Origin of the sequence: Haladaptatus sp. DYSN1, from assembly GCF_029489995.1 — an archaeon.
Lineage (GTDB): Archaea > Halobacteriota > Halobacteria > Halobacteriales > Halococcaceae > QDMS2.
Genome location: NZ_CP120470.1, coordinates 1,877,239 through 1,903,757, shown reverse-complemented (window position 1 = coordinate 1,903,757; position 26,519 = coordinate 1,877,239). Strand labels below are relative to the sequence as shown.

Sequence of the window (26,519 nt, the reverse complement as noted above, 5' to 3'; positions counted from 1 at the left end):
TTAGCAAGGGTCGTGTATAAATGGCACGCCGGGTGGCCGCCCGCCTGCGGTTTAGGCCAGCGCGCGCATCGAGTAATAAAATCGCTGGAGAGCCGTGATGTGCCCGATGACCGCGAAGAACGCGAGCAGCGCCCCGATGAGCGAGAGGTCCGCGACCTGCACCTGCGTGAACGCGGCGACGACGGTCACGATGCCGATGATGGCTAATCGGTCGGCACGTCCGACGAGACCACCGTAGACGCGGTCTAGGCCGACGGCCTGCGCCTGCGTCCCGAGATACGAGGTCATGAGCACGCCCGTGATGGCCGCGAAGCCGAGGGCGTACTGTTCGATACCCGCCATCAAGCCGGCGATGACGAGGATGTCCGCGTAGCGGTCGAGGACGTGGTCGAGCAGGTCACCGGCGCGAGAGGCGACGTTCAGTTTGCGAGCGAGCGCGCCGTCGAGTAGGTCGAGCCATCCGTTCAGGAAGACGAGGACGGCTCCGACGAGGTAGTAGATTGGCGTCTGTCCGGCGAGGTAGTAGGCGACGCCGGCGGCGATGGCGAGGACGAACGCGACGACGCTCACCCCGTCGGGCGTGAGGCCCATACGGGCGGCAGCGGTCACGAAGGGCGAGAGTGCGCGGTCGGCGAGCGGTCTGAGTTTGTCGAGCATTATAGGTAGTCGATGAAGGAGACCGCACCCGCGGACGGCTCGCGGTCGCCCGCGATGACCGCTTCGATGTCGGCGGCGACCGCCTCGGGTCGTCGGTCGGTGGTGTCGATTTCGTACACTGCGTCGAGACCGTGGGCGGAGACGGCCTCCGAGAGAATCACGTCGAGAGCTTCGCTCTCTGCGTTCTCGCGGGCCTTCGCGTCCGGTTCGCCGCGGTCGCGCAGGCGCTGTTCGAGCAGGTCGGGCCGACAGCGAAGCACGACGACTTTGTCGGCCTCCAGGTGGTGTGCCAGGTGGGAATCGACCAGCACGTCGTCGCGGTCGCCCAGCCACTCGCGGACTGCGTCTAAGTCGGCGACGAGGCTGTCGCGTTCTTCGTCGACCTCCGAGTAGAGACCGTCCTCCTCGCGAATCACGTCGTTCAGGTGGACGACGTCGAGGTCCGTGTCGAGCAGGTCCGTCGCCGTCGTCTTGCCGGTTCCGGGCGTGCCGGTGACGACGACTCTCACTGCGCGAGCACCTCGTTTAGCACCGCAACGGCGCGTTTGGTCGTCTCCGTGGTCCCACAGGTGATGCGGATACACTCGGGCAGACCGAAACTCGAACAGTCTCGGACGATGATGCCCTCGCGCTGGGCGGCGCGGGTAACTTTCGAGCCGTCGCCCACCTCCGCAAGGACGAAGTTGCCGGCACTCTCCCACGTCGGGGCATCGAGGTGCTCGTAGATGTACTCGCGTGCCCACACTGCTGTCTCGACGGATTTCTTGACGTGTTCGTCGTCGGAGAGCGCCGCGAGGCCGGCCCGACAGGCGAGTTCGCTCGCGGCGAAGGGCGTGTTCACCCGGGCGTAGGCGTCGGCCCACGCGTCGGGAACGACGGCGTAACCAAGTCGCAGGCCAGCGATGCCGTAGGCCTTCGAGAACGTTCGGAGGACGGCGACGTCGTCACGTTCTACGAGTAACGAGACGGCGCTTTGCGTCTCGGAGAACTCACCGTAAGCCTCGTCCACGACGACGAGCGTCTGGTCGTCGGTTCCCGCTGCGACCTTCTCGACTTCTGAGAGCGGCATCTCTGAACCGGTCGGGTTGTGCGGACTCGTGAGGTAGATGATGCGCTCGCCGTCGTAGTGGTCGAGGACGTCGGTCGCCGTCTGCTCGAAGTCGGCGTCCTTCTGGAGGGGATATTCGTTGACCTCACCGTGGTGGTACCGGGCGCTCATGCCGTAGTAGGCGAAGCCGGGTTTCGTGACGAGGACTTCGTCGCCCGGTTCGAGCATCGCCCGGGAGAGGTAGTCGAGCGCCCCGTCGCCACCGTTTGCGAGCCAGATTTGCGGCGCGGACACGCCCCACTTCTCGGCGAGGGCGTCGGTCAGGTCTGCGGCGGACGTCTTCGGGTAGGTGTGAATCGTCGGTGCCGCGTCGCGGACGGCCTGTGCTGCCTTCGGGCTTGGCCCGTGTGGGTTCTCGTTCGAGGAGAGTTTCACCAGATTTTCCGGGTCGAGGCCCAGTTCGCGTGCGACCTCCTCGATGCCGCGTCCCGCGCGGTAGGCGGTGTGCGAGGAGAGGTCCCGTGGTTGCATACCTGTGTGCTATCGGCGGGCCGCCTTAAACGCACCCACCTCGGTTGGTAGGCTGGCATTTCTCGTGATGAGACGACCTAACCGCAGCGATAGCCTGCCGTTGAAAAATCTAGAGCGTTGGTAACAAAGTACACTGAAACGGACTGTTCAGTTGGGTGTATTACACATGACTGAACTGCGTACTTCGCGACGCAAATTACTGAAACACGGTGCGCTCCTCGCAGGGGCAGCATCGATTGGCATTCCGGGCACTGCAGCGGCAGCCGGCTGCGGGCGAGTCTGTGCTCGCTCACAGGGCTACTGGAAGAACCACCCAGAGGCGTGGCCCGTTGATACCCTCAAAATCGGTGGTGTCGAAAAGAGCCGCGACTTCTGGATCGAGAACGTCCTCGAACAGCCAGTCCGCGGTGACAAGGCGCTCATCCTTGCGAAGCAACTCATCGCCGCAAAGCTCAACCAATACGCAGGGGCCGATGATTCGTGCATCCGCTATGCCGGGTCTGCAGACCGCTGCATCGGTGGCGGACGCTGCTATGCGGGCGTGCCGTACGTCGCTGACCGCTGGTTAGCTACCTCCGGGTTCATGAAAATTGGAACCGACCGATACGAACCACAGCGTCAGTGGGAACTCAAAGTCGTGCTATCCAACAAATGCACGGAGGAACGCGACCGCGTCCACGTAAACGGCGAGTGCCTCTACGACATCCTCGACGCCTACAACAACGGCAAGTTGTGCGCGTGCAAGGCTGACTAACCCTCATTCCTGTTTTAACGATTCGTCTACGAAGTCCGCCGCTCGGAGCGCGAGCGCCGCGATTGTGAGCGTCGGATTCATCGCCCCTGAGGTCACGAACACGCTGCTCGACGCGATGGTGAGGTTCGACACGTCGTGGGTTCGCAGGCGCGAATCGACGACGCTCGATTCGGGGTTTGCGCCCATCCGGGTCGTGCCCATGTGGTGGTAGGCCGGACCGGTGTTGTCCGGGCCGACGACCCAGCCCACGTCCACGTCGAGTTCGTCGAAGATGGCGCGTTGAATTTCGTTGGCGCGGGCGAGCGTTCGGCGCTCGTGTTCTCCGATGCTCCAATGCACGTTTGGGACGGGGTTGCCGTGGTCGTCGGTTTTCGAGGTGTCGAGGCCGACGTAGTTCTCCTTGCGGGGCGGTTGCCCGACGAGTGCGCCGATGCCGAGGTCATGCCCGTAAGCCGACTGGAGTGAATCGAGAAGGTCGTCGCCGAACTCAGCCGAGTGCATCGCCAATTCGACCGGCGAGGGGCCAGCGTAGTTCAGGAATTCGAGTTTTATCGGGCCGGCGTCGTCGTCGGTGTCGTAGAACTGGTGGCTCTCGGTCGTGTTGAAGCCGACGTGGTTCTGCCGGGTTTCCTGGGTCGGCAAACGACCGCCCATTCCCGCGAAGAGGTGGTCCATGAAGTAGCGCCCGACCGCGCCGCTCGAATTGGCGAGGCCCTCCGGGTGCTGGTCGGACGCAGAGAGCAGGAGCAGCCGGGGAATCTCGACGCCGCCCGCCGCGAGGACGAACTGACGGGCCTCCTGCCTTCGCTCCTCGCCGTCTTTGACGTAGACGGCTGCCTCGACCGTAGTCCCCGAGTTGTCGGTTTCGAGGCGCTGCACCGGGGCCTCCGTGACGACGCTGACCCCCTTTTCCTCGGCCTTTCGGATGGTCACGTCCGCGGAATACTTCGCGCCGGAGGGACACACCGGCTTGCAAGTGCCGTACCCGACACAGGCAGAGCGTCCGTCGTAGGTCTCCGAGTTCCGGGCGTTGCCGACGGCATGGGTGGCGATGCCCAGTTTCTCGCACGCTTCTGCGAAAATCGAATCGGAGTGCGACGGCGCGAACGCTGGCATCGGGTAGGGTTCGTCGCGCGGCGGTTCGAACGGATTATCCGAGGCTCCCGCGACGCCGAGTTCGCGTTCCGCTTTCGTGTAATGGGGTCGTAACTCGTCGTAATCGAGGGGCCAGCGCCCCCCGTCGGGACCGGTCGCCTCGAAGTCGGATTTGGGCATCCGCATCACCATTCCCTGCCAGTGGAGCGTGCTCCCGCCGACGCCCTTCACTCGGGAGTGATTGAGTGGGTAGAAGTTTTCGCCGGTGGCTGAATAGGCGTCACGCGGGCCGCCCATCCCCCATACCGAGCGGTCGTCGTCACCGGGCCGAATCGACTGCTCCATCTGCCTGGTTCGGTTTTCGGGGTCGAACCGCGGGCCTGCTTCGAGGACGACCACCTCGTGGCCCGCCTCCGCGAGCGAATCTGCAAGCAGCGCACCGGCGGGTCCAGCCCCGACGATGCAGACGTCCGTTCGGGGAAGCTGGGCCTCGGTCATGGGTGCTCTGCGTACGTCAGGCCGCCGGGGTAGCCCTGTGGATTTTCGATGCCGACGAGTTTCCCGCCGGTCGGCGAGGTGTAGAGGGCATACTGGAGTTCGTTCCAAACGTAGTATCGTAGGCGTCTCGCCGTGGTTTCCTTTGGGTCGTTACTCGCCTCCGCCTCGGGGATGCCCATCTCGGTCAACAGCGCGATTCTCGTCTCCATGTCCAACTCGGCAAATTGAGCGTCGTACCATGCCATCGCCGTCTCGTTCAGGTCCGCACAGGCGCGTTCGAGTTCGTCGCGGTAGGCCTCGCGGTCTGCAACCCGCCCCATCGCGTAGGTCTTGACGAACTCCTCGATACCTGTCACCCCGGACGGATAGAGTATCTCGGCCACAGCGACCATCGTCTCGGTCGATTCTTCGAGCGACGTGTCGAGTTCCTCGTCACCGCTCGCGAGGAGAGCCGCCCCGCCCCCGGCGGCGAGGCCGACACCGGCTAGCGCGGCAATCGCGTCTCGACGCGTCAGTTCCATCGTGCGACGAGGATTAGGTAAGCCTAAATTTATGCGTTGTCCTTCCGTTCGCTCGGCGGTAGGGTTATACGTGGGTACTCCTACGTGCGACCATGACTGTTCTCTCTCGCGACGTGAAATTACCAAATTGCGAGCGAATCGCCTACCGTGAACGCGAGGGCGAGACCGCACCCCTCCTGTTCATCCACGCGAATTTCTCTGCGGCCAGTCACTGGAACCGGCTGTTCGAAACGCTGGACTCGCACTTTCACCTCCTCGCACCCGACCTTCGTGGCTGTGGCGGGTCGTCCTACGAATCGCAGGTAGACGCTGTCGCCGACTACTCACGGGACCTCGTGGCTTTGGTCGAAACGCTCGACCTCGGACCGGTACACGTCGTCGCCTGGTCTGGCGGGTCCACCATCGCGATGCAATTGGAACTTCTGGCTCCGGAGCTCGTTCGTTCCCAGACGTTCATCTCGCCGGTCAGTACACGGGGCTATCCGGTCCTGCAGAAAGACGAGTCAGGGGCGGTCACGGAACCCGAACCGCTTACGAGCCGCGAACAACTGGCGAACGACGCCTTGCAAGTCGCACCGCTCAAAATTGCAATGGAGACGGAGAACGTCGCGGCCGTCCGGGAGTACTTCGAAACCGTCGTCTTCGCCGATACCGTCCCGGAGGCGTTCGATTTGGACGCCCACATGGCCGACGTGTTCACCCAGGAAGGGTTCATCGACTTCGTCTACGCCAACGCCCACTTCAACATTTCGCCGTACGACAATGGCGTCAACGCCGGCACCGACGAGGCTCGCGACCTCGAAGCGCCGACGCTCGTCCTCTACGGGGACGCAGACCAGGTCATCCTGGAGAAGATGATAGACCAGACGCTCACCGACCTGGGCACGGACGCCGCCCTTATCGTCCTGCCGGACGTCGGTCACGCGGCGGCTATCGAGGCCCCAGAGCGCGTCGCGAAGGAACTTACGACGTTTCTCTCCCCGCTCGAAGCAGGTATGCGGATTGATTGAGGTGCGTACTGCCTACCCGGTGGGCACAGGCTGCCGATTCTCACCCGGTGGGACTCGGCTGTCATTTATATACTATCAATCTGCGTACTGAGACCTGTAGGTGAATAACATGGCAACTAACACTCCCCTCACCGGAGCCAACACGTTCGAAAGCCGTCTCGGCGGCATTACCGTTCGGAGCGAAGCCTCGAGCCTGAGCGCGTGGTTCGTCCTCGCGCTTCGACTCATGATGGGCGTCGCGTTCCTCAATGCGGGCATCGAGAAGGTTCTCGTGGCCGGCTGGAGCGCGCAGGGCTACCTGCTCAACGTCGCGGCGACTAACGGGAACCCGCTCGAAAACATGTTCCTCTGGATGGGTCAGACCGCCTGGTTCGTTGACTTCCTCGCCATCGCTGTCCCGTGGGGTGAAGTGTTCATCGGCCTCGGCCTCATCGTCGGCGCGCTGACCCGCCTCGCGGCGTTCTTCGGCGCGTTCATGATGCTCATGTTCTACTTCGGCAACTGGAGCATCGAACACGGCGTCATCAACGGCGACTTCGCGTACATGCTGGTCTTCCTCGCGGTGGCCGCGTTCGGTGCGGGTCGCATCCTCGGCCTCGACACGTACTTAGAGCGCATCGAAATCGGCGGCGTGCCGCTGGTCGAACGCTACCCGCGCCTGCAGTACATCTTCGGCTAAATTCCAGCTTTTTCTTACTCGACGTACAGCGCGTAGACCAGCACTGCGAAGCCAATCGTCGTGAGTAAACTCTCGATGAGCGCGACTGTCGTCGCGTCGAATCTGAGGACCTGGTCTGCAAATCCCGCCATCAGCGCTCCCAGCGTGACGATGGCGAATCCGACGGTGAGCGCCCGAAGTGCGGGCGACTCCGTCCGACGGTAGGCTTTGTATGCGTAGTATGTGATGAGACCGCCTAAGACCAGCGTGAGTGTCTTCAGGACGACGAGTGCGGTGACGGAAATGGTCACGTTCCCTTCCGCACCTCCTGCCAGAGCGCAGAGAGACGCTCGTCCGGCGTCTGTGGCGGTCGCACGATAGAGAGGATCAACTCGCGGTCGTCGTCCAGTCGGAACGTCACCTCCTCGAAGGCGAGGCGATACCGCGTCGTGTGATGACCGTCCATCCGCATCTCGACGAGCGGCTCGACGAGCGAGGCCTCCTCCAGTTGGTTTATCTTCCGATAGGTCGTCGAACGGGGCACGCCCGCCTCCGCGGCGAGTTCTTGGACGGTCTTGGGTTCAGCGAGGTGGTGGAACAGCGATCGACTCACCGGGTCGTCGAGTGTGTCGAGAACGGCCTGTATCCCCGGGCCCGTCCGCCGCCAGGAGTCCCGAACCATATACCCGAGACGTGTCGCTCACGAATAATAACTACTCCGCCCATGCAAACGTTTAGGTTCCAGTCTCGTGATTCGTGGGTATGCGCCGTTTCGTCGTCACCACGGTTCTTTGCGTCGCCTGGACGATGAGCGTCGGTCTCGCCGTCGGGCAATCGACCACGAATGGCACCACCACTGCTGCTGAAGCGACGAATGTGACGACGGCGTCCCCCTTCAGCGGGTTTACGCTCGGAGCAGCCCTCCTCGCCGCGCTCGTCGCCGGTGGCTACGTCCTCTTTTTCCGGTAAGGCACTGGGCCGCCCTCAGCCATTAAGTGCTATCCGCCGTAAGGTGAACCTGCGATGAAACTCACCTGGTACGGTCACTCGACGTGGTACGTGGAAGTGGCGGAAACGAGTCTGCTCATCGACCCGTTTTTCGACAATCCGAAGACCGAGAAATCACCTGAAGACATCCCGGAACCGGAGTATCTGTTGCTCACACACGGGCACGCAGACCACATCGCGGACGCCGGGTCCTTTACGAACTCCACGGTCGTCGCGACGCCCGAACTCGCCGAGTTCGTTTCCGACGAGTTCGGCCACGAAGACACCATCGGGATGAACATCGGCGGAACCGTCGAGTGCGGTGACGCCTACGTAACGATGCACCGCGCAGACCACACGAACGGCATCATGACCGACTACTCGAACTCCGGCGGGATGCCCGGTGGATTCATCATCAGTGACACGAAGCCAACGCAGGTGTCCGACTCGGAGAGCAACACCTTCTACCACGCTGGCGACACCGGCCTGATGACCGAGATGCGCGACGTCATCGGCCCGTACCTCGAACCGGACGCCGTCGCCCTGCCAATCGGCGACCACTTCACGATGGGGCCGTGGCAGGCCGCCATCGCGACCGACTGGCTCGACGCAGACTACGCCTTCCCGATGCACTACGACACCTTCCCACCAATCGAACAGGACCCGGAGGACTTCAAGAAGGAAGTGACGGCGACCGGCAGCGGCACAGAAGTCGTCGTTTTGGACGGCGACGAGACGTTCGACCTCGCAGACCAGTAATCGAAACTCTCCGTTTTTGCGCTCGTGGGTCGATGACGCAGCACAGTTATCCCAGTGTGTTGCGAATACAACGGACGTACCATGCCAGTACGTTCAACCGAGGCCGTGTGGGAGGGAACGCTCCGTGAGGGTAGTGGAACCATCAAATCCGAGTCCGGACACATCGACGCGCCGTATACCTGGAAAGCCCGGTTCGAGGAGGGCGACGAGACGAACCCAGAAGAGTTGCTCGGTGCGGCCCACGCTGCCTGCTTCGCCATGCAGGTCGCCGCGAACCTCCAGCGAGCCGGCTTCGACCCACAGCGGATGAAAGCGACCGCCAACGTCCACATGGAGAAGGTGGACGGAGCGCAAACGATTACCAAAATCGTCCTCGACCTCGAAGGGGAGGCCCCCGACGTGTCAGAAGACGAGTTCCTCGAGGCTGCTACCGCCGCGAAGGAAAACTGCATCATCTCCCGGGCGCTCGCCGCCGTCGAGACGGAGATGAACGCAAAACTCGTCTGACGGGGAAACCCTGATACGTCCGCTTATTTTACCCATACGTATGTCAGAGCGCCCGTGGAGAGACCGCATCGTCGGCGCACGCATGACGGTCGATAACTTGTTCGCAGACCGCATCGCAGAGGCACAACTCACCCGCCAGGAGTGGGGCCTCATCATGATGGCCGTGGAACTCGAAATCGAGCATCCAGAGGATCCAGACCAGGCGCGACTCGTCGCCAATACCGAGAAACTCCCGGACATCGTCCCCGAACTCGATAACATCCGCCAGCAGATGGAAGGCGGCATGGGCGGGCCACCGCAGAAAAAGCAATCCGGGGGGATGATGAAGTCGGTCAAAAGCGCGCTCGGACTCGGCAGCAACGAGCCTGACGTGGACGAAGCCGAAATTCGTAACGCAGAGCGGCTCGCTCAGGAGTACGCAGACATGCTCCAGAAACACTTACAGGAGAACGGGCGCTGGGACGACGTTCGGCGGGTCGCCGCAGAACAGGACTAGAGTTCTTCGCCAGTGTAGTGAAGCGACAGTTCTTCGGCCTGATAGATATTGATGAGCTCGTTGATGATTTCGTCGTAGGACTCATCTTCTTGGCGGAGGCCGTCCAGCCGGTCGAGCGTCTTCTCGTCTAAGTGCACGCGAGGCATACGAACCGGTAGCACTCGACGGGTGATAAAATCAGGGGCCCTCAGAGGCGTTCGACGATGGCCGCCGTCACGTCCTCCGTGGACGCATCGCCGCCGAGGTCCGGCGTGTGCGGGCCGGATTCGAGTATCGATTCGACGGCACTGCGCACCCGTCGCGCCTCTTCGCCGTAGCCGAGGTGGTCTAGCAACATCGCACCCGAGAGAATCGTCGCCGTCGGGTTCGCGATACCCTGACCGGCGATGTCCGGGGCGCTCCCGTGAACCGGTTCGAACAGCGCGTTCTCCGGCCCGACGTTGGCACTCGGGAGCAAGCCGAGGCCGCCGACGAGGCCCGCAGAGAGGTCAGAGAGCATGTCGCCTGCCAGATTCGGGCAGATGACGACGCCGTACTCCTCCGGGCGGAGGATGAGGTGCATCGCCAGCGCGTCCATGAGCGCGGTGTCGTAGTCCACGCCGCGCTCGTCTCCCACCTGCTTCGCCGTCTTGAGGAACAGGCCATCGGTCTGGCGCATCACGTTCGCCTTGTGGGCGATGGTGACCTTGTCGTAGCCGTTCTGTTCGGCGTAGTCGAAGCCGAATTCTGCGATGTTCCGCGAGGCGTCCTCGGTGATGACGCGGGTGAGCGTCCGAACGCCGGGAGCGACTTCTGACTCGATGCCCTTGTAGACACCCTCCGTGTTCTCGCGGATGAACACGAGATCAGTCTCCGGCTTGAGCGCCTCGACGCCGGGGTACGCCGTCGCCGGACGGACGTTTGCGAACGATTGGACGACGCCGCGAAGCGGGAGAATCACGTCCGCGGCCGTTTCGCCCGCTGCGCCGAACAGCGTGGCGTCTGCCGCTGCGGCGAGTTGCCGCGTCGCTTCTGGAAGTGCTTCGCCGGTTTCTGCTTTCACGGCGTCGCCCGCGTCGCCCTCCACGAACTCGAAACCGAGGTCGAGCGCGGCGAGCACCTCGACCGCCGCAGGGGTGACTTCCTGGCCGATTCCGTCGCCCGGAATCACGGCGATTTTCTCAGTCATCGCTCTCCATGTACGGCAGTGCGTTTGCGGTCTCTGCAACGGCAGTCGCATTCGATTTCAGCAACGCAGTGGTGTCCCACTCGCCCTCGACGAGGGCCTGGCGCTGGGCGTCGTCTACGGTCACGGAGACCGTCTCGTCGCCGTAGGTGACGGTTTCTGCGGCCACGTCCACGTCGAGTTGCTCGTCGGGGTTCGCCTCGACCCAGTTTTGAATCTCGGCGACCGTCTCGTGGTCTGCGGTCACGGTTGGAATCCCGAGTGCGAGGCAGTTACCCGCGAAAATCTCGGCGAACGATTCGCCGACGATGGCGTCGATGCCCCAGCGCATGAGCGCTTGCGGGGCGTGTTCGCGAGAGGACCCACAGCCGAAGTTGCTGTTCACGACCAGGACGGACGCGCCCTGATACTGCGTCTCGTTGAACGGGTGGTCTTTCTGGTCGTCGTGTTCGTCGAATCGCTGGTCGAAGAACGCGAACTCCCCGAGCCCTTCGAAGGTGACCACCTTCATGAACCGCGCCGGGATGATTTGGTCGGTGTCGATGTCGTTACCGCGAACGGGAATCCCCGTCCCGGAGACGAACTTGACGCTCGGCACGTCGGTCATACTTCAGCCACCTCCTTTAAGTCGCGAACGTCAGTGACCTCGCCGGTCACCGCCGCTGCCACGACCATCTCGGGGCTCATGAGGACGGTCCGCCCGTCCTTGCTCCCCTGTCGACCGATGAAGTTCCGGTTCGACGACGAGGCGGAGGCTTCGTCGCCCTCCAGTTGGTCGTCGTTCATCCCGAGACACATCGAACAGCCGGCCTGCCGCCATTCGAAGCCGGCCTCGCGGAAGATTTCGTCCAAGCCTTCGGCCTCGGCCGCGGTTTTCACGCGCTGGCTGCCGGGGACGACCATCGCCCGGACGTCCGGGTGCACCTGCCGACCCTCGACAATTTTCGCCGCCGCGCGCAGATCGGGCAGGCGGGCGTTCGTACAGCTACCGAGGAAGGCCACGTCGATTTTGTAGCCTTCCATCGTCTCACCGGGTTCGACGCCCATGTGCGCCTGACTCATCCGAGCCGTGTCCTGCTTGTCCGCAGGCAGGTCCTCGGGGGCGGGAACTGGCTGTTTGATGCCGACGCCTTGACCGGGGGTGGTCCCCCACGTCACGGTCGGTTCGATTTCCGAGCCGTCGATGGTGACCACGTCGTCGTACTCGGCGTCGTCGTCGGAGCGAATCGACTCCCAGTACTGCTTCAGGCGCTCGAACTTCTCCGGATTATCTGCGAAGGCGTCCGTCTCGCGCAGGTACTCGTAGGTGGTCTCGTCGGGATTGACGTACCCCGCACGCGCACCGCCCTCGATGGACATGTTGCAGACGCTCATCCGTCCCTCCATGTCGAGGCTCTCGATGGCCTCGCCCGCGTACTCGTAGACGTAGCCGACGCCGCCGTCGGTGCCGAGTTCGCTGATGATGGTGAGGACGACGTCCTTCGCGGTGACGCTCTCGCCGAGTTCGCCGGTGACCTCGACCTTCCGCACCTTCTTTTTCTCCATCGCCACGGTCTGGGTGGCGAGTACGTCGCGAATCTGCGAGGTGCCAATACCGAACGCCAGTGCACCGAACGCACCGTGCGTGGACGTGTGGCTGTCACCGCAGACGATGGTCGTTCCGGGCTGGGTGAGTCCCTGCTCCGGCCCGATGACGTGGACGATGCCCTGGTTCCCGGAGTTCGGGTCTGCGAACTGGATGCCAGCGTCGCGGACGTTTTCCTCCAGTTCGCTCATCATCTCCTCTGCGGCGTCGTCGGCGAACGGCCGCGACTGGTCCGCCGTCGGGACGATGTGGTCAACCGTCGCGTAGGTGCGCTCCGGGTAGGCGACCTCGAGGTCGCGTTCTCTGAGCATGCCGAATGCCTGCGGACTCGTCACCTCGTGGATGAGGTGGAGGCCGACGAACAACTGGTCTTGTCCGTTGGGCAGCGTCGTCACCTTGTGGCGGTCCCACACCTTGTCGTACAGCGTTCCCTCACTCATCGTCGTCTACGTCGGGTCCGCGCTCGAAGACGGGGTTGGCCCCCTCTCCGTTCGGCGGTTCGTGGTCTACGTCTTTCATCTTCTCCGGCTCCTCCTCGCGTTCCGGGTCGTGCCCGCCGTCGGTGATGACGACGCCTCGTCGGTACACCATCCCCTCGCCGAACGATTTGCCGGTGTAGGGGTTCGTGTGACTGATCTCCTTCATCGTCTTACGCATCTGTCTTCACCCGTTTTTTCTCCGTCTCGTCTTCCTGTTCCTGCTCACTCCACGCGAACAGGTCGCGCAGGCGTGCGCCGACCTGCTCGATTTCGTGGTTCTTCTCTGCGTGGCGCAGCTGGTTGTAGCTCGGGCGACCCGCCTGGTTCTCGACGATCCATTCGCGGGCGAACGTGCCGTTCTGGACGCGCTCTAAGACGTCCTCCATGCGCTCGCGGGCGTGTTCGTCCACGATTTCGTCGCCGCGGGTCAGTCCGCCGAACTCCGCCGTGTCGGAGACGGAGTCCCACATGCCGCCGAGGCCATCTTCGTACATCAGGTCGACGATGAGTTTGAGTTCGTTCAGGCACTCGAAGTACGCCATCTCGGGGCTGTAGCCCGCATCGACCAGCGTCTCGTAGCCCTGCTTGACGAGGCTCGTGACCCCGCCACAGAGGACGGCCTGTTCGCCGAACAGGTCAGTCTCCGTCTCCTCGCGGAAGGTCGTCTCGATGACGCCAGCGCGAGTACAGCCGATTGCCTTCGCGTAGGCGAGCGCCTCTTCTTTGGCCTCACCGGTCGCATCCTGGTGGACGGCGACGAGTCCGGGCGTCCCCTGTCCGGCCTCGTAGTTGCGGCGCACGAGGTGGCCGGGACTCTTCGGCGCGACGAGCGTCACGCTGATATCCTCGCTTGGCTCGATTTGGCTGTAGTGGATGTTGAAGCCGTGGGCGAACTGGAGGGTGTTACCCGGTTCCAGTTCGTCCTTGATTTGCTCGTAGACGGCTGGCTGGACGGTGTCCGGGACGAGTACGGAGACGATGTCTGCCTCTGCTGCCGCCTGCACCGGGTTCGTGACGCGCAGGCCGTCTTCCTCTGCGGCTTTGCGAGAGGAAGAGTTCTTTCGCAGGCCGACGACCACGTCGACCCCGCTCTCTGCGAGGTTCTGTGCGTGGGCGTGGCCCTGACTGCCGTAGCCGAGGACGGCGACGGTCTTGCCCTGTAACTGTGAGTCGTCTGCGTCGTTGTCGTAGTATACGGTCGTGGTGAATTCGTCTTCGTCTGTCATTGGTCTGAATTTGGGGTGGAGTTTGCTGGTGCGGTGCTCTCTGCTGAGGCGGCGGGCGACTCACCCGGAGTCGTCGGGGTGTCGCCGCGCGCCAGTGCGGTCTGGCCCGTCCGGGCGATTTCGATGATGCCGAACTGACGGAACGCATCGACGGCGTCGTCGATTTTCCGCTGGTCGCCAGTTATCTGGACGGTGATGGTTCGGGGACCGGCGTCTAACGTCTGACCCTCGTACATCTGGGTGATGGCGTGGACCTTGTCCGGTTCGTGGCCTTGGACTTTGAGCAAGACCAGTTCCGCGCGGACGGCGTCCGTGCCGAGTTCGCCGACGGCGATGGATGGTTTCAGCTTCGCCAGTTGCTTCTTTATCTGGTCGATGCCCGCGTCCGTCTCCTCGACGACGAGGGTGATGCGGGCGTGGCCGTCGACCGTCGTCGGGCCGACGGTCAGGCTCTCGATGTTGAACTGGCGGCGGCTGAACAGCCCGGAGACGAGCGACAGCACGCCGGGTTCGTGTTCGACGAGCGCGGAGACGGTCGCCTGTCGCGTCTCCTGTGCTGCCTCCGCAACCGGGTCGATACGCTCGCCCTGGGCGTTGCGTCTGCCGTCTGGGTGCGGTCGTTCCTCTGGTCGTGGGCCTTGCAGTCCTTGCGTCATAGCTGGTCCTCCGAGAGGGCGAACAGGCCGTTCGCACCGCCGCTCGCGACCATTGGGTAGACGTTCGCGCCGGGGTCGATGTGGAAGTCGATGACCGAGGGGCCGTCGTAATCAAGGGCAGCCTCGATGGTGTCCGCGACTTCGTCGTATTCGTCGACGCGGAAGCCTTTCGCGCCGAACGCCTCTGCCAGTTTGTCGAACTCGGGACACCAGCCGTAGTCGGAGGCTGAGTGGCGACCTTCGAAGAAGGCGTCCTGCCACTGGCGGACCATGCCGATGTACTTGTTGTTGAGCACACAGACGGTGATGTCCATGTTGTCACGGACGGCCACCGAGAGTTCCTGGAGCGTCATCAGGAAGGAGCCGTCTCCCTCGAAACTGACGACGGTCTGGTCCTCGCGGGCGGCCAGTCGCGCGCCGATGGCGGCGGGCAGGCCGTAGCCCATCGTGCCGAGGCCGTGGGAGGAAACCCACGTCCGCGGTTCCGTGTAGGTCCAGTACTGGACGGCCCACATTTGGTGCTGGCCGACGCCGGTGGTCACGATGGTGTCCGAATCAGTCGCGGCGTCCATCGCCTCGACGACGAACTGCGGTTTGAGCGGTTCGTCGTCTGGCGTCCCGTAGTCCATCGGATACTCGGTTTTCCAGGTCTGACACTGTTCGCGCCACTCGTCTGCGTCCGGTTCGCCCGGTATCGCTTCGTGGAGTCGCGAGAGCGCGGTCCCCGCGTCACCGATGACGGGGTAGTCCGCGTAGACGTTCTTCGAGATTTCCGCCGGGTCAATGTCGATGTGGATGATTTCGGCCTCGGGGGCGAACGTGTCCACGCCACCGGTCAGACGGTCGTCGAAGCGCGTCCCGACGGCGAGCATCACGTCGCAGTGGGTGATGGCCATGTTGGCGTAGCCAGTGCCGTGCATCCCGGCCATCTCCATCGAGAGTTCGTGGTCTTCGGGGAACGCGCCCACGGCGGGCATCGTCGTGACGACTGGAATCTCGTGGGCGATTGCGAACTCGCGCAACTCCGCCGTTGCGTTCGCCTTGATGACGCCGCCACCGGCGAGGATGACGGGTTTCTCGGCGTTCGCGAGCGCTGTCGCAGCAGTCTCGACTGCTTCGTCGTCCGGGTCCGTCCGGGGATTGTAGGTCGATGGCGTGCGCGCAGGGCCGGGCTCGCGGTCGGTCGGCGCGTTCGTCACGTCTTTCGGGAGGTCGACGAGCGTCGGCCCCTGTCGGCCCGTCGCGGCCATGGCGAACGCTTCGCCGACCACGTCGCCGACGGTATCCGTGTCCGAGGCGAAGTAGTTCGCCTTGGTGATGGGCGCGGTGACGCCCGTGGTGTCCGTCTCCTGGAAGGCGTCTGAGCCGACCATGTCGGACGGAACCTGTCCCGTGAGCGCAATCATCGGGTCGGAGTCCATGCTGGCGTCCGCGATGCCGGTGACGAGGTTCGTCGCGCCGGGGCCGGAGGTGGCGAGACACACGCCGGGTTTCCCGGAGACGATGCCGTAGGCGTCCGCGGCGTGGGCCGCAGACTGCTCGTGGGCCATCATCACGTGCGTCATCTCTGAGTCGTACAACGCGTCGTAGACGGGCATGATTGCGCCGCCCTGGACGCCGAACAGGTGCGTGACGCCGGCGTTTTCGAGCGCCCGAACGACGGATTGTGCGCCGTTCGTGACGGGTTTTTGCTTCGATTGCTCTGGTGGCTGTTCCTCGGTCGGTTCCTGATACGAGGAGGTTGCACGTTCGCTCATGTGTGGGCCTCCTGTGGTGGTGTCGGTCGTCGGTTCATCTGTCGTGTCGTGGTCGCAGGGGTCATCGGGATAGCGAGTGCTGGTGCTTCGAAGTCAGTGCAAAAATCGGTGGAAATGGGGGTAGGTAGGGGAGCTAGACCCCTACAATAATGAGCTGGACCGCAGCACCGCTCGTCGCCTGCGATTGCGTGGTGGCGGCGAGTGCCTGCATTAGTAGACCGATATGTGACGCTCCCATTATAACTGTTGTGCGTTGTGCAAACCTTGCTCACTTTACGGTCGTTCACGCGACGCTCGACAGCAGCAAAATCGCAGGCGGGCATGGTCAGGCTCTGACCTCCGACTGTTCTTTGACGCCCACCTCACGGGCGAACCGAATCAGCACGTCGTCGGTGACCTGCTGTTTCTCCGCGCCGAAGTCCTTGACCTTTCGCGTGACCGCTCGCACCTGCTCGTCGGTCGGGTCGAACCCTTCCTCGTGCAGGCGCTTGCGGACGGAGTGGGTCCCGGTGTGTTTCCCCATCACCAGTTCGCGCGTCGCGCCGACCATCTCCGGCGTCATCACGCCGGGTTCGAACGTCGAGGCGTTCTCGATGACGCCCGCGGCGTGAATGCCACTCTCGTGGGCGAAGGCGTTCTTGCCCACGACGGGTTTGTTCGCCGGTATCGGCACGTCGCTGCACTCTTCTACGATTTTCGCAATTTTCGTAATCTGCGTGGTGTCGATGCCGGTGTCGACTCCGTACAGGCTCTCTGCGGCCATGACGACCTCTTCGTAGGCGGCGTTCCCGGCGCGTTCGCCGATGCCGTTGACGGAGACCTGCGCCTGGTGGGCACCGGCCTCGAACCCGGCGATGGCGTTCGCCGTCGCCAACCCGAAGTCGTCGTGGGTGTGGACATCCACGCGGGCGTCCGTGTGGGCGACCACGTCGGCAACCAAATTGGCCATCCGCGTGGGCGTCGCCACCCCACAGGTGTCGGGAATGTTAATCCAGTCAGTGCCAGCCTCGCTCACAGCTTCCACGACCTCGATGAGGAAGTCGTGGTTCGTTCGCGTCGCGTCCATCGGTGAGTACATCACCGTGACGCCGGCCTCCTTCGCACGCTCGACCGCGTCGACGGAGCGCTGTTTGGCTTCCGCGCGAGTGGCGTGCATGGAGTCTTCGAGCTGGATGTCGCTGGTCGACGAGAAGACGTGAACCATCTCCACGCCTGCGTCCAGCGCAGCCTCGATATCTTTGTCGACGACCCGCGCCAGTCCACACGTCGTGGTGCGCGTGCTCTCTGCGATGTCGCGGACGGCCTCGAACTCTGCGTCCGAGTTGACCGGGAAGCCCGTCTCGATGACGTGGGTTCCCATGTCGTCCAACGCCGCCGCTATCTCGCGTTTGTCATCGTACGAGAAGGACGTGCGTGGAGTCTGCTCTCCATCGCGGAGCGTGGTGTCGAAAATCCGTACCGTGTCTATCTCGGGGGCGGAGGTGTTAGTTAACGTGCCCTCGAAGAACTCGACCCGCCGTCTGAGACGACGTTTCCTCGGTATGTCGGTGAGACATTGTATCGCAACCAACAACCCACCGAGTATATAATACTTACGCTAAGACAGCTCACTTTCGAGAGTTGACACGAATAAGAGATGCGGCAAAACTTGAAAATCGACAGCAAGCGGCGTGTGAATACACTCAAAATGTCCTTATACACTGGGGTATGATACCCCTTCAACGCACGCTTTAAATAATCGTGCAATAGTAAATTTTCAACCAAAACTGGCGGAATTTTCGTTGGGCGCGCTCTCGGGGCACCGCAACTGAACGGATGGTCGCCAGTGTGAGATTGGCTCGCACAGCAAAAAGCAGCAACCGAACGTGTTGGCCCGAGAAAATATGAGGCTCGCGCCCGTCTCTTTACTCGATGTCAGACGAAGTCACCGAACTCCTCCGTCGTGCGTATTCAGACGAGATCGAGACGGTCATGAACTACCTGACGAACGCCATCGTCCTCGATGGGGTTCGCGCCGCAGAAATCAAAGAGAGTCTCGATACGGACATCGACGAAGAACTCAGCCACGCGCGCCTGCTCGGTGAGCGTCTCAAGCAACTCGACGAGCGACCGCCGAGTTCCTACGACTTCGAAGCCCGCCAGCAGAACCTCCAGCCACCCGAGGATTCGACGGACGTGCTCGCGGTCATCGAGGGCGTCCTCGAAGCCGAGAACGATGCCATCGACACCTACCGGAAACTCATCAAGGCCGCAGAGAAAGCCGACGACCCAGTGACTGAGGACCTTGCCGTGACGATTCTCGCCGACGAGGAAGCCCACCGGACGGAGTTCCGCGGCTACCGCAAAGAGTACCGAAACGACTAGGGTCGGGCCGGCGGTTCCACAGTCCGAACTCACAGCGCTGACAGTCCCGCCCAACAGTATATTTTTCCCGCCCGCATCCCAGATGGGGATATGGGCGATTTCGACCTCGATTTGCGGGCCGCAGAGAGTGAACTTGAAGAAGAGGGGCAGGGGACCGGGGAGATAGTCCTCGGCGTACTCGACGGTGGGACGCCACCCGAAGAGTGGGTCGAAGCTGTCCGCGAGGGCAAGACGCTGTTCCTCGCCATCGAAGGCGACCTGAACCAACTGGCCGCGGGATTCGCCCGCGACGTCCGTGAACTCGATGGCGAGCTTATGCACTTCCGCGAGTTCCTCATCGTCACCCCGCCCGGCGTCGGCATCAACACAGACCGACTCTGACCGTCCTCACCCAATCGTCAGATAGTGGCCGTCCGGGTCTTTCACGACGAATTCTCCATCCCGTTCACGAACCGCGAGCGCCTGGTCCGCCACCTGTGCTACCTTCTCCGCAGGGTTCGAGGCCGTGACGCCGATATCGACGTGAACGCCACCCCGGGCGTCTGCGAGGCCGAGTTGCGGTTCCCAGAGTTCGATGTCGAAGGGACCCGCGTCGAGGCGTACCCGGCGGCGCTGGTCACCGCGGTCACGAACCTGTAAGCCGAGGTCGGTGTAGAAGGAAACTGCGCGCTCCAGGTCCTCTACTTCGAGGACGATTTCGAAAATACCCGTGATACCCGCGCCCTCGTCGTCCGATTGGCCGATTTCCACGCAGTTGCCCTCACCGTCGTAGAAGTACAGCGACTTCGCCGCGCCGAACTGGACCTCCTCCAACTCGAACGTCTCGCCGAGCGTGTTCCACCAGTCGTCGTACTCCGCTGCCGGGGTCGAAAAGGCGTAGTGCGTATGAAGCCCGCCGCGTGGAACCGTACTCGGCGCACGAAGAATCAGGTCCGTCTCGCCTGCGCCAAGCGCGACCTCGTTTTCACCTTCTCGACGGACGGGGAGCGCAAGGTGCTCGCGGTAGAACGACACCGCCGGGCCGAGGTACTTCACTTCGAGGGCTAACCAGCGCAGTGACGAGAACATATGGTCCGCTACGACGGGGGCGTCCTTAAGCGGTTCCCGAACGGGATAGGGAGTCTGTTTATCCGGCTTGCGTGCGTTTCTGTGAGTATGTCGATGAAAGCCACTGGCGTCGCCAGGGACCCCGAAATTATTGACGAGTGGGACGGCGGGTTCGGGTGGATTGCCCACCCAGAAGAACGAATGCAGCGTGCGAGTCACGCCCTCGTCAGCGATGCGGGTCTCTGGCTCGTGGACCCCGTCGATTTCGAGGGCCTCGACGACCACCTCGCCGCACGCGGGCCGGTCGCTGGTGTCGTCCTGTTGCTCGACCGCCACAAGCGAGACGCCGCCAAAATCGCACGTCGCCACGACGTTCCCGTGTACCTCCCGCGATGGATGGACTCGGTCGAAGACGACCTCGAAGCTGCCGTCGAAGTGTTCAGCGGGGAACTGCCCGACACGGGCTACCGACTGCTCAAGGTCTACAACAACCCCTTCTGGCGCGAAGGGGCGTTGTTCCACGAAGAGACCGCCACGCTCGTCGTTTCGGAGGCCCTCGGGACCGTCCCCTACTATCTTGCCAGCGGCGAACGACTCGGGGTCCACCCCGCAGTCCGATTGACCCCGCCGCGCTCTCAGTTCGGGTCACTTCGCCCACAGCGGGTTCTGGTCGGTCACGGGGCCGGAATCGACACCGACGCGAGCGGCGCACTGGCGGCGGCGCTCTCGGGGTCGGTCAAACACACGCCAAAATTGTACCTACAAAATCTTCGCGCTTTTATTCCAGTTTGAGTAACCGCGGATTCTCACACACAGAACTTATGCAGAACGAATGACAGGCGAGAACTTCTCTATTCCCTGTGATTTCCGTTTGAACAGGTTTCTCCGACGATACTTTTTTATTAAATCATTCTGTAAGAGTGGTATACGTATGTGTGCCGTCTTCGGGCACCGGCATTCGATACGGGAGGTGCGGTCCTAATGCACGTTACAATCGAAGCGTGTGCGGATAACCGGGGCCTACGCATTACAGACCCGATCGAACGCAGACAGTGTGCTCTCAGCAGTGCGAGCGAATTGGCGCCGAGACCGGTGGGTACTGAACGGTTTACGTTTCCGGTAGACACTGCTGTCGCTGTCGAAGCCGCTGAACTAACCCTCGAGCAGTACGTGGCAACGCACGTTCGAGATGCCGAGGGTGAACTGCTCGCGGTATCAGAGCCATTTAGCACCCACGATTTGGGCACGGGAACATACAGCATCGAGTTCAATGCGCCCATCAAAATGTACATCCGGGTCGAGGGTTCACTCGAGGTCACCGCCGGCGCGACGGAGATGACCTTCGACTTCGGGGACGAAACGACGATTCTCGTCGGGGCGCGTTCGTATCACGACAATCCTGCGACGACGATAACCACAACCGCTGACCCAGCGGACATGATGAAGGCAGTCTCCGCACTCGGGTCTGCGTTGAAAACGACCAGCTGTGAGCGGTCGTACCCGACGCTGCGCGGTCATCCTCCGATGATCGAACTGGGCGACGAGCTCGATATTCCGGAGACACTCGACACGCCGGAGACGGGTGTCACGATAGAGGTCCGGCCGTCACTCGAGGAGATATTTGTCGTCGCATCACTCGCCTACTATCTCGGCGCGACAATTAAACCGGGCGAGGAAGCACGAATCATCACTGACAATGGGTACGTCCACCCACTCGGAGAAGGAACGGCGTTCGAACGCGAAGTTGAACGCGTTCTCAAGCAAACGTTCTTCCTCGATTGCCTCACGAGCACCGAGGGGCACTACCTCGACTCCCTCTACGAACGAATCGTCGTCGAAGACCGGATTCAATTCGACTTCAGCGAACGCTACGCGCGGTCAATCAGCGACCAGCTTGAAATTGATTTACAGGTCCCATTCGACACCCTCGAACCGGATATGCCACAGTGGAAGCTGACGACGCACATCTCTCAGTCGCCCGAGAACGTCGAAATACTCCCGTTTCTCGTAAACGACCTCGCGGTGATTCGGACGCCCGCAGCGCATACGGTGACTCCCTCCCACGCTCAGACGGCCGCCGTCGACGAGTTCATGCGCGACGAATTCACGCGGTCGTCTTCTCCTGGCGCGAGCCAACAGATCTCTGTCGTCCAGCCAGAATCGACCGATTCGCTCGAACAGGCGTGGGTCGGCGAAGACGCACCGATCGGTGCGACGAAAGCCACCGTCTCTGCATTTCGAAATCGACTCCATCGCGACGTTAAATACGAAGATATCGACATCACCGTCGTCTGTAACGACGAGGCGATGGTCGATGAACACAATGTCGCCGCGGACGTGTACGGGTCACGCGAAGAACTCCCGTTTACCGTCAACCTCGAGACAAACCTTACCGTCGAAGCGCTCCGGGAAATCCTCGAATCAGATACAGATTTCTTCCACTACATCGGTCACATCGACGACGATGGGTTCCAGTGTACGGATGGTCGGTTGGATGCAGCGACCCTGGATTCGGTCGGTGTCGACGCCTTCTTGCTGAATGCGTGTCGCTCCTACAACCAGGGGATGCACCTCATCGAAGGAGGGAGTATCGGAGGTGTCGTGACGCTCGACGACGTAATCGACAGTGGTGCGTTCCGCATCGGAAGCACGATGGCCCGGCTGCTCAACCGTGGCTTCCCACTGCGTGCAGCGCTGACTATCGCCTCAGACCAAACTGTCATCGGGAGCCAGTATCTCGTCATCGGTGACGGGAGTGTCGACATTGCCCATGCAGAGAGCCTCATGCCATACCTCTGTGACATTCGGTCTCGCGAGGGCACCTACGACGTGAGTATTCGCACCTACCCGACGAAGTGTATGGGACTCGGGTCGGTGTTCCGACCGTATATCGGCGACAATCAACTTCACTTCCTGAGCTCAGGACACCTCAAGACGTTCACCGTCGATACGCAGACTCTCCAGGAGTTCCTCGCCCTCGAGGAGGTTCCAGTGGTACTCGATGGAATGTTCATGTGGAGTACTGACGTCGAGTTAACCGCCTAACTGCACGCTCTGGCGTTTTAGAAATAGTCGTTTTTGGGTCGATACCGTTACTTATGGGCCAGTCCCTGGACCGCCGCCTCCGGCAATGACGTTACCTGCCTGGAAGAGGAGTAGCATCAGCGTGAACAGGACACCGACCATTCGTGGGTGCTCAGCAAGGTACTGCTTCAGTGAATCGTTGGACATTACGACTCAAAGATATACTTCGACACTCATATAAATTTTGATATAAATGTGATACAAATTTTCGAGAATTCGCAGCAATAATCCCGTGCTATGAGATGTCACATCGTACTCCGTCCTCATTATTCCTTCGCAAGAGAGGTTCGGAGCGGACGAGCGCCCAATGGCTTAACCGGACGGCGATGAAGAGGATGACCATGGTGTACATTACACGCGGACTCGCGACTGTCCTCCTCGAATATGCCGCGGAGGCAGCCCCTGAAGGGGTTACGTTCGCACTTTCTGTGTCACCCGCGGGCGAACTGGAGGGGCACACAAAGCTCGACCCCGAAACGCCTGTATTTACCCACTTCTACCTCGCGGACGCCGGGAAATCTGTCTCTGCTGTGTTCGGCGTCGACCTCGGCACACCCGCTGGCCAGACGCAGGGCCGGTTCGTCTCCCATCCCGACGGCTTCGACGAACTCGCCATCACGGACGACCTCCATGGCACAGTGTTCGTCGCCACGCCGCCCTGGGACGAAGACGGCCTCCGTGCGTTCGACCGCAGCGGCGTCGAGCAATCGCTGACCGTTCTCGATGCAGAACCGCCAGAAGACGTCCTCGCCTGACTACTTCAGGTAGCCGAGTTCGCGCAATTGCCGGGTGACTTCTTCGAACTCCGCCTCCGTGAGTTCACCCTTTCGCTGGTGTTGGACCACGATGCTCCGAAGGAGAAATCGGACGAGGTCGCCAGTACTGGAAAAACTCGTCCCCTCGATGGTCTCTTCGACTTTGTCGGCGAGTTCCTTCGAGATAGACACCGACGTGTACTTGGTCATGTGTGGCGCGAGGGGTTCGCTCAAAATATGTATTACGCCCGTTTGTCCCGACTCGTCGTCGCGGACTCGACCTGACGGGAATCCGATTCGTCATCCATCGGTTCGCTCCGATAGCGGGCAATCTCCTCCAGCCGACGGGTCTGCTCCCGGTTGAGCGTGACGATGAGATCAGAGAGTACCCCGAACATCAGCAACTGCATCCCGAACAGCAAGAAGAACGCGGAGACGACGGCGAGTGCCTCGTGTGAGATGCCCAGGGTGAAATATTCGACCCCGACGTAGGCGGCAATCACGAGTCCCACGACCGAACTCAACCCGGCCACGCTTCCGAAGTAAAATAGCGGATTGTTCGTCTTCGCGAGTTTGTACAACGTCATCAAAATGACGCCCCCGTCGCGCAACGGGTGGAGGTTCGTGTCCGACGCGTCCGGACGCGCTCCGTAGTGAATATCGACGACGGTCGTCGTGACGCCGTGTTTGACACACTCGACAGCGAGTTCGGTTTCGATACCGAACCCGTCCGCGAACAGGCCAAGCGACTCGACTGACTCCCGCGTGAACGCTCGATACCCGCTCAGAATGTCGCGCAGGTCGCGCCCGTGGATGAACGCGAACGCCCGGTTGATGATTCGATTTCCGGTTCGGTTCAGCCGCGACATGGCATTTTGCTCCATGCTCGCGAACCGGTCGCCGATGACGTGTTCTGCGGTCCCCGCGAACAACGGTTCGAGCATCGTCGGCGCGTCCGACGGGCGATACGTTCCGTCACCGTCCACCATCAGGACGTACCGGGCGTCGATGTTGCGAATACCCTCGCGGACGGCCTGGCCCTTCCCGCTGCCCGATTGTACGACGACCCGAGCGCCGTGGTCTGCGGCGATTTCGCGGGTTCCGTCAGAAGAGTGTCCATCGACCACGAGGACGTTCGTGAGTCCCTCTGCGTGAAATCCATCGATGACCGACCCGATGGTTGCGGCTTCGTCGAGAGTCGGAATCAGCACGCACACGTCCTCGCGGGAATCCATTGTATGCTGGTCGTCTCTGGGTCTGCAAAAGCCTTCTCCTCGGTGACTCCATGGTGGCGACTGCGCTCGGTTTTACCGGCTGAACCGAGTGACGAACGCCCTGAGTCGTCCGAGGTCGACCCCGAACCGTGACTCAACGCTATCGAGCAACACGAGTTCCTCAGGCCCGACTCCGAATCGGAGAACGGCGAGCAAATACCCGCCTACGACAGCAAGACTCACGGCTCCCGTTGCGACCACGTCGCCTCCTAACTGGTCGGTCACCAGTACGTACCCGATGAGACTCAAAACGAGCGCCGACGCGGCAAGTCTGAGGAGCGACTTCGTGAACGGCTGGATGCCTGTCTCGCGATATAGCTGGTACGAATAGAGCGCGTTGAGCAACACGTACGCGACAGCGGTGGCGACGGCGGCCCCGAGGACGCCGTATCGTGGAATGAGCAAAACGTTCAGGACGAAATTCACCGCCGCCACGAGGGTGTTGTCGTACATGATGAGTCGCGTTCGGCCGAGCGACGTCAGCGCGTCGCTGTTCGGCCCGGCGATTGCATGGCTGAAGAACGCGACAGAGAGGACGCTCAGCGCGAGCGCCCCTGAGACGTACTGCTCGCCGAAGGTAACGCGAATGCTCTGCTCGGGGAACAGTGCCACGACGACGAACAGCGGGACCGTCACCGTGAATATCCACTTCGTAACGACCTGATAGAGGGTTCGCATGCTCTCCGTATCACCATCTGCGTACAGTTCCGCGATGACGGGCATGAAGATGAACCCGAAGGAGCTCAACATCGTCGTCAGGAGCAGGGCAATCGGATAGATGGTGTTGTACACGCCCACGTCGCCAGTCGAGGAGAAGTAGCCGAGCATGAACGTATCCATGTCCGCGAAGACGAACGTCATCACCGTGGAGACGACCAGCGGAGCGGAGAACAACAGGAGGTCGCTGTGCATCGGTTCGTACCGGCTGGTGCGGTCGAACAATGTGGTTCGTGTATAGAGGAAGTAGACACCAAGGGTCGCTGCTCCGAGGTAGGAAAAGACGTACGCCCACGCGACGCCAGTCGCACCGAATCCAATCGAGAGCACCGCGAGGATGCCGACGAATCGGAGGGTCGGCAGCGAGATGTTCTGGATGTACACCTTCGGGAGCGAGAGTTTGAGCCCCTGGACGCTTCCGACGGCCAGTTTCATCACGGCGGCGAGTGGAATCGCGAGCGCGAAGATTCTGAGGACCGGCGCAGTCGCCGGGTCGGTGAACACCACCCGGGCGATGGTCGGCGCGAACACGACGATGAGCAAGCTCGCGAGAAGCGAAAGCGGGACCCCAACCTGGAACGCGGAGACGAGGACGCCACGACGACGGGCGTCGTCCGAAAACGTCGGGAGATAGCGTCCGATGCCCGTGTTCAAGCCGAGAAGCACGACGGTCGAGACAATCGTCGCCGTCGTGATACCGAGCGAAACCGCCCCATAGTTTACCGGCCCGAGCACACGGGCGATGACTAACTTCGCGACGAACGAGATGGCGAGTTCGACGAAGAGTCCGACGAAGAGAATCCCTCCGCCTTTGAACAACGTTCTAAGGGCGGCGTTCGTAGACACGCTTACACCGCCTCGTTCGTGCTGACTGACGTATTAGTTGTGG

The 26,519-nt window shown here is 62.0% G+C and carries 32 protein-coding genes; 12 read left to right on the top strand and 20 right to left on the bottom strand.

Annotated elements, in window-relative coordinates:
• Positions 1–51: 51 nt before the first annotated feature.
• From P0648_RS10175 to hisC, 3 genes are read right to left on the bottom strand one after another with little or no spacing between them, the layout of a single operon-like run.
• Positions 52–660, bottom strand: coding sequence for a CDP-alcohol phosphatidyltransferase family protein (locus tag P0648_RS10175; protein ID WP_277505871.1), 609 nt, complete (start codon positions 658–660; stop codon positions 52–54).
• A complete protein-coding gene (locus P0648_RS10170; RefSeq protein WP_277503855.1) occupies positions 657–1,166 on the bottom strand; it encodes an adenylate kinase family protein in 510 nt (169 codons plus the stop codon). Before P0648_RS10170 ends, P0648_RS10175 begins: the two co-directional genes overlap by 4 nt.
• Positions 1,163–2,236 (bottom strand): histidinol-phosphate transaminase, encoded by a 1,074-nt coding sequence (hisC, locus tag P0648_RS10165; protein ID WP_277503854.1) that lies wholly within the window; start codon positions 2,234–2,236, stop codon positions 1,163–1,165. The genes P0648_RS10170 and hisC overlap by 4 nt, the downstream gene beginning before the upstream one ends.
• 166 nt (positions 2,237–2,402) lie before the next feature.
• On the opposite strand from hisC, the gene P0648_RS10160 reads away from it, so the two are divergent.
• The gene (locus tag P0648_RS10160) at positions 2,403–2,990 is read left to right on the top strand and encodes a hypothetical protein (RefSeq protein ID WP_277503853.1); all 588 of its coding nucleotides are present in this window, start codon (positions 2,403–2,405) and stop codon (positions 2,988–2,990) included.
• A gap of 3 nt (positions 2,991–2,993) precedes the next feature.
• On the opposite strand, the gene P0648_RS10155 is transcribed toward P0648_RS10160, so the two are convergent.
• Together P0648_RS10155 and P0648_RS10150 are read right to left on the bottom strand one after the other, a co-directional pair.
• Complete coding sequence (locus P0648_RS10155) at positions 2,994–4,583, bottom strand: GMC family oxidoreductase (RefSeq protein ID WP_277503852.1); 1,590 nt, start codon at positions 4,581–4,583, stop codon at positions 2,994–2,996.
• Positions 4,580–5,104 carry a gluconate 2-dehydrogenase subunit 3 family protein gene (locus tag P0648_RS10150; RefSeq protein WP_276247364.1) on the bottom strand — a complete coding sequence of 175 codons (525 nt, stop codon included), beginning with the start codon at positions 5,102–5,104 and terminating at the stop codon, positions 4,580–4,582. The genes P0648_RS10155 and P0648_RS10150 overlap by 4 nt, the downstream gene beginning before the upstream one ends.
• Positions 5,105–5,196: 92 nt before the next feature.
• Here P0648_RS10150 and P0648_RS10145 point away from each other — a divergent pair, with 92 nt between their 5' ends.
• Together P0648_RS10145 and P0648_RS10140 are read left to right on the top strand one after the other, a co-directional pair.
• Positions 5,197–6,114 carry an alpha/beta fold hydrolase gene (locus P0648_RS10145; protein WP_277503851.1) on the top strand — a complete coding sequence of 306 codons (918 nt, stop codon included), beginning with the start codon at positions 5,197–5,199 and terminating at the stop codon, positions 6,112–6,114.
• A gap of 109 nt (positions 6,115–6,223) precedes the next feature.
• Positions 6,224–6,793, top strand: coding sequence for a DoxX family protein (locus P0648_RS10140; protein ID WP_277503849.1), 570 nt, complete (start codon positions 6,224–6,226; stop codon positions 6,791–6,793).
• A gap of 14 nt (positions 6,794–6,807) precedes the next feature.
• Here P0648_RS10140 and P0648_RS10135 read toward each other — a convergent pair whose 3' ends face one another.
• Positions 6,808–7,083, bottom strand: a complete 276-nt coding sequence (locus tag P0648_RS10135) for a hypothetical protein (RefSeq protein WP_276247367.1) — start codon at positions 7,081–7,083, stop codon at positions 6,808–6,810.
• Entirely contained in the window at positions 7,080–7,454 is a 375-nt protein-coding gene (locus P0648_RS10130) for a helix-turn-helix domain-containing protein (RefSeq protein WP_277503846.1), read from the bottom strand. Before P0648_RS10130 ends, P0648_RS10135 begins: the two co-directional genes overlap by 4 nt.
• 80 nt (positions 7,455–7,534) lie before the next feature.
• On the opposite strand from P0648_RS10130, the gene P0648_RS10125 reads away from it, so the two are divergent.
• The 4 genes from P0648_RS10125 to P0648_RS10110 all read left to right on the top strand — a co-directional run bounded on the left by P0648_RS10125 (position 7,535) and on the right by P0648_RS10110 (position 9,521).
• Positions 7,535–7,741: a hypothetical protein gene (locus P0648_RS10125; RefSeq protein WP_276247369.1), complete on the top strand. Its 207-nt coding sequence runs from the start codon at positions 7,535–7,537 to the stop codon at positions 7,739–7,741.
• A 54-nt stretch (positions 7,742–7,795) separates the two neighbouring features.
• Positions 7,796–8,518, top strand: a complete 723-nt coding sequence (locus P0648_RS10120; protein ID WP_276247370.1) for a metal-dependent hydrolase — start codon at positions 7,796–7,798, stop codon at positions 8,516–8,518.
• 81 nt (positions 8,519–8,599) lie between these two features.
• Positions 8,600–9,025 carry an OsmC family peroxiredoxin gene (locus P0648_RS10115; RefSeq protein WP_276247371.1) on the top strand — a complete coding sequence of 142 codons (426 nt, stop codon included), beginning with the start codon at positions 8,600–8,602 and terminating at the stop codon, positions 9,023–9,025.
• Between the two features lie 40 nt (positions 9,026–9,065).
• Positions 9,066–9,521 (top strand): DUF5799 family protein, encoded by a 456-nt coding sequence (locus P0648_RS10110; RefSeq protein WP_276247372.1) that lies wholly within the window; start codon positions 9,066–9,068, stop codon positions 9,519–9,521.
• On the opposite strand, the gene P0648_RS10105 is transcribed toward P0648_RS10110, so the two are convergent.
• The 9 genes from P0648_RS10105 to P0648_RS10065 form a co-directional block, all read right to left on the bottom strand.
• The gene (locus tag P0648_RS10105; RefSeq protein WP_276247373.1) at positions 9,518–9,667 is read right to left on the bottom strand and encodes a hypothetical protein; all 150 of its coding nucleotides are present in this window, start codon (positions 9,665–9,667) and stop codon (positions 9,518–9,520) included. The two genes, P0648_RS10110 and P0648_RS10105, sit on opposite strands and share 4 nt — an antisense overlap.
• 41 nt (positions 9,668–9,708) lie before the next feature.
• The gene (locus P0648_RS10100) at positions 9,709–10,689 is read right to left on the bottom strand and encodes an isocitrate/isopropylmalate dehydrogenase family protein (RefSeq protein WP_277503842.1); all 981 of its coding nucleotides are present in this window, start codon (positions 10,687–10,689) and stop codon (positions 9,709–9,711) included.
• Positions 10,682–11,293, bottom strand: coding sequence for a 3-isopropylmalate dehydratase small subunit (leuD, locus tag P0648_RS10095; protein ID WP_276247375.1), 612 nt, complete (start codon positions 11,291–11,293; stop codon positions 10,682–10,684). Before leuD ends, P0648_RS10100 begins: the two co-directional genes overlap by 8 nt.
• Positions 11,290–12,711, bottom strand: a complete 1,422-nt coding sequence (gene leuC / locus P0648_RS10090; RefSeq protein ID WP_277503839.1) for a 3-isopropylmalate dehydratase large subunit — start codon at positions 12,709–12,711, stop codon at positions 11,290–11,292. The genes leuD and leuC overlap by 4 nt, the downstream gene beginning before the upstream one ends.
• Positions 12,704–12,928, bottom strand: coding sequence for a hypothetical protein (locus P0648_RS10085; RefSeq protein WP_276247377.1), 225 nt, complete (start codon positions 12,926–12,928; stop codon positions 12,704–12,706). Before P0648_RS10085 ends, leuC begins: the two co-directional genes overlap by 8 nt.
• Positions 12,921–13,976: a ketol-acid reductoisomerase gene (gene ilvC, locus P0648_RS10080; RefSeq protein ID WP_276247378.1), complete on the bottom strand. Its 1,056-nt coding sequence runs from the start codon at positions 13,974–13,976 to the stop codon at positions 12,921–12,923. The genes P0648_RS10085 and ilvC overlap by 8 nt, the downstream gene beginning before the upstream one ends.
• Positions 13,973–14,632 (bottom strand): acetolactate synthase small subunit, encoded by a 660-nt coding sequence (gene ilvN, locus P0648_RS10075; RefSeq protein WP_276247379.1) that lies wholly within the window; start codon positions 14,630–14,632, stop codon positions 13,973–13,975. Before ilvN ends, ilvC begins: the two co-directional genes overlap by 4 nt.
• Positions 14,629–16,389, bottom strand: coding sequence for a biosynthetic-type acetolactate synthase large subunit (gene ilvB, locus P0648_RS10070; RefSeq protein WP_277503836.1), 1,761 nt, complete (start codon positions 16,387–16,389; stop codon positions 14,629–14,631). Before ilvB ends, ilvN begins: the two co-directional genes overlap by 4 nt.
• Before the next feature lie 325 nt (positions 16,390–16,714).
• Complete coding sequence (locus P0648_RS10065) at positions 16,715–17,950, bottom strand: LeuA family protein (protein ID WP_276248479.1); 1,236 nt, start codon at positions 17,948–17,950, stop codon at positions 16,715–16,717.
• Positions 17,951–18,300: 350 nt separating this feature from the next.
• Here P0648_RS10065 and P0648_RS10060 point away from each other — a divergent pair, with 350 nt between their 5' ends.
• A complete protein-coding gene (locus tag P0648_RS10060; protein ID WP_276247381.1) occupies positions 18,301–18,753 on the top strand; it encodes a ferritin-like domain-containing protein in 453 nt (150 codons plus the stop codon).
• A 90-nt stretch (positions 18,754–18,843) separates the two neighbouring features.
• The gene (locus tag P0648_RS10055; RefSeq protein ID WP_276247382.1) at positions 18,844–19,134 is read left to right on the top strand and encodes a DUF5779 family protein; all 291 of its coding nucleotides are present in this window, start codon (positions 18,844–18,846) and stop codon (positions 19,132–19,134) included.
• Positions 19,135–19,140: 6 nt separating this feature from the next.
• On the opposite strand, the gene P0648_RS10050 is transcribed toward P0648_RS10055, so the two are convergent.
• Positions 19,141–19,821 (bottom strand): VOC family protein, encoded by a 681-nt coding sequence (locus P0648_RS10050; RefSeq protein WP_276247383.1) that lies wholly within the window; start codon positions 19,819–19,821, stop codon positions 19,141–19,143.
• Positions 19,822–19,908: 87 nt separating this feature from the next.
• Here P0648_RS10050 and P0648_RS10045 point away from each other — a divergent pair, with 87 nt between their 5' ends.
• The 3 genes from P0648_RS10045 to P0648_RS10035 all read left to right on the top strand — a co-directional run bounded on the left by P0648_RS10045 (position 19,909) and on the right by P0648_RS10035 (position 23,639).
• On the top strand, positions 19,909–20,592 hold the full coding sequence (locus P0648_RS10045; protein ID WP_277503835.1) for a hypothetical protein: 684 nt from the start codon (positions 19,909–19,911) through the stop codon (positions 20,590–20,592).
• Between the two features lie 378 nt (positions 20,593–20,970).
• Entirely contained in the window at positions 20,971–22,845 is a 1,875-nt protein-coding gene (locus tag P0648_RS10040; protein WP_277503834.1) for a hypothetical protein, read from the top strand.
• A gap of 380 nt (positions 22,846–23,225) precedes the next feature.
• On the top strand, positions 23,226–23,639 hold the full coding sequence (locus P0648_RS10035) for a hypothetical protein (RefSeq protein WP_277503831.1): 414 nt from the start codon (positions 23,226–23,228) through the stop codon (positions 23,637–23,639).
• On the opposite strand, the gene P0648_RS10030 is transcribed toward P0648_RS10035, so the two are convergent.
• The 3 genes from P0648_RS10030 to P0648_RS10020 all read right to left on the bottom strand — a co-directional run bounded on the left by P0648_RS10030 (position 23,640) and on the right by P0648_RS10020 (position 26,476).
• Positions 23,640–23,849, bottom strand: coding sequence for a CopG family transcriptional regulator (locus tag P0648_RS10030; protein ID WP_276247388.1), 210 nt, complete (start codon positions 23,847–23,849; stop codon positions 23,640–23,642).
• A gap of 32 nt (positions 23,850–23,881) precedes the next feature.
• The gene (gene aglJ / locus P0648_RS10025) at positions 23,882–24,874 is read right to left on the bottom strand and encodes an S-layer glycoprotein N-glycosyltransferase AglJ (protein WP_277503829.1); all 993 of its coding nucleotides are present in this window, start codon (positions 24,872–24,874) and stop codon (positions 23,882–23,884) included.
• 72 nt (positions 24,875–24,946) lie between these two features.
• A complete protein-coding gene (locus tag P0648_RS10020) occupies positions 24,947–26,476 on the bottom strand; it encodes a flippase (protein ID WP_277503827.1) in 1,530 nt (509 codons plus the stop codon).
• Positions 26,477–26,519: the final 43 nt, after the last annotated feature.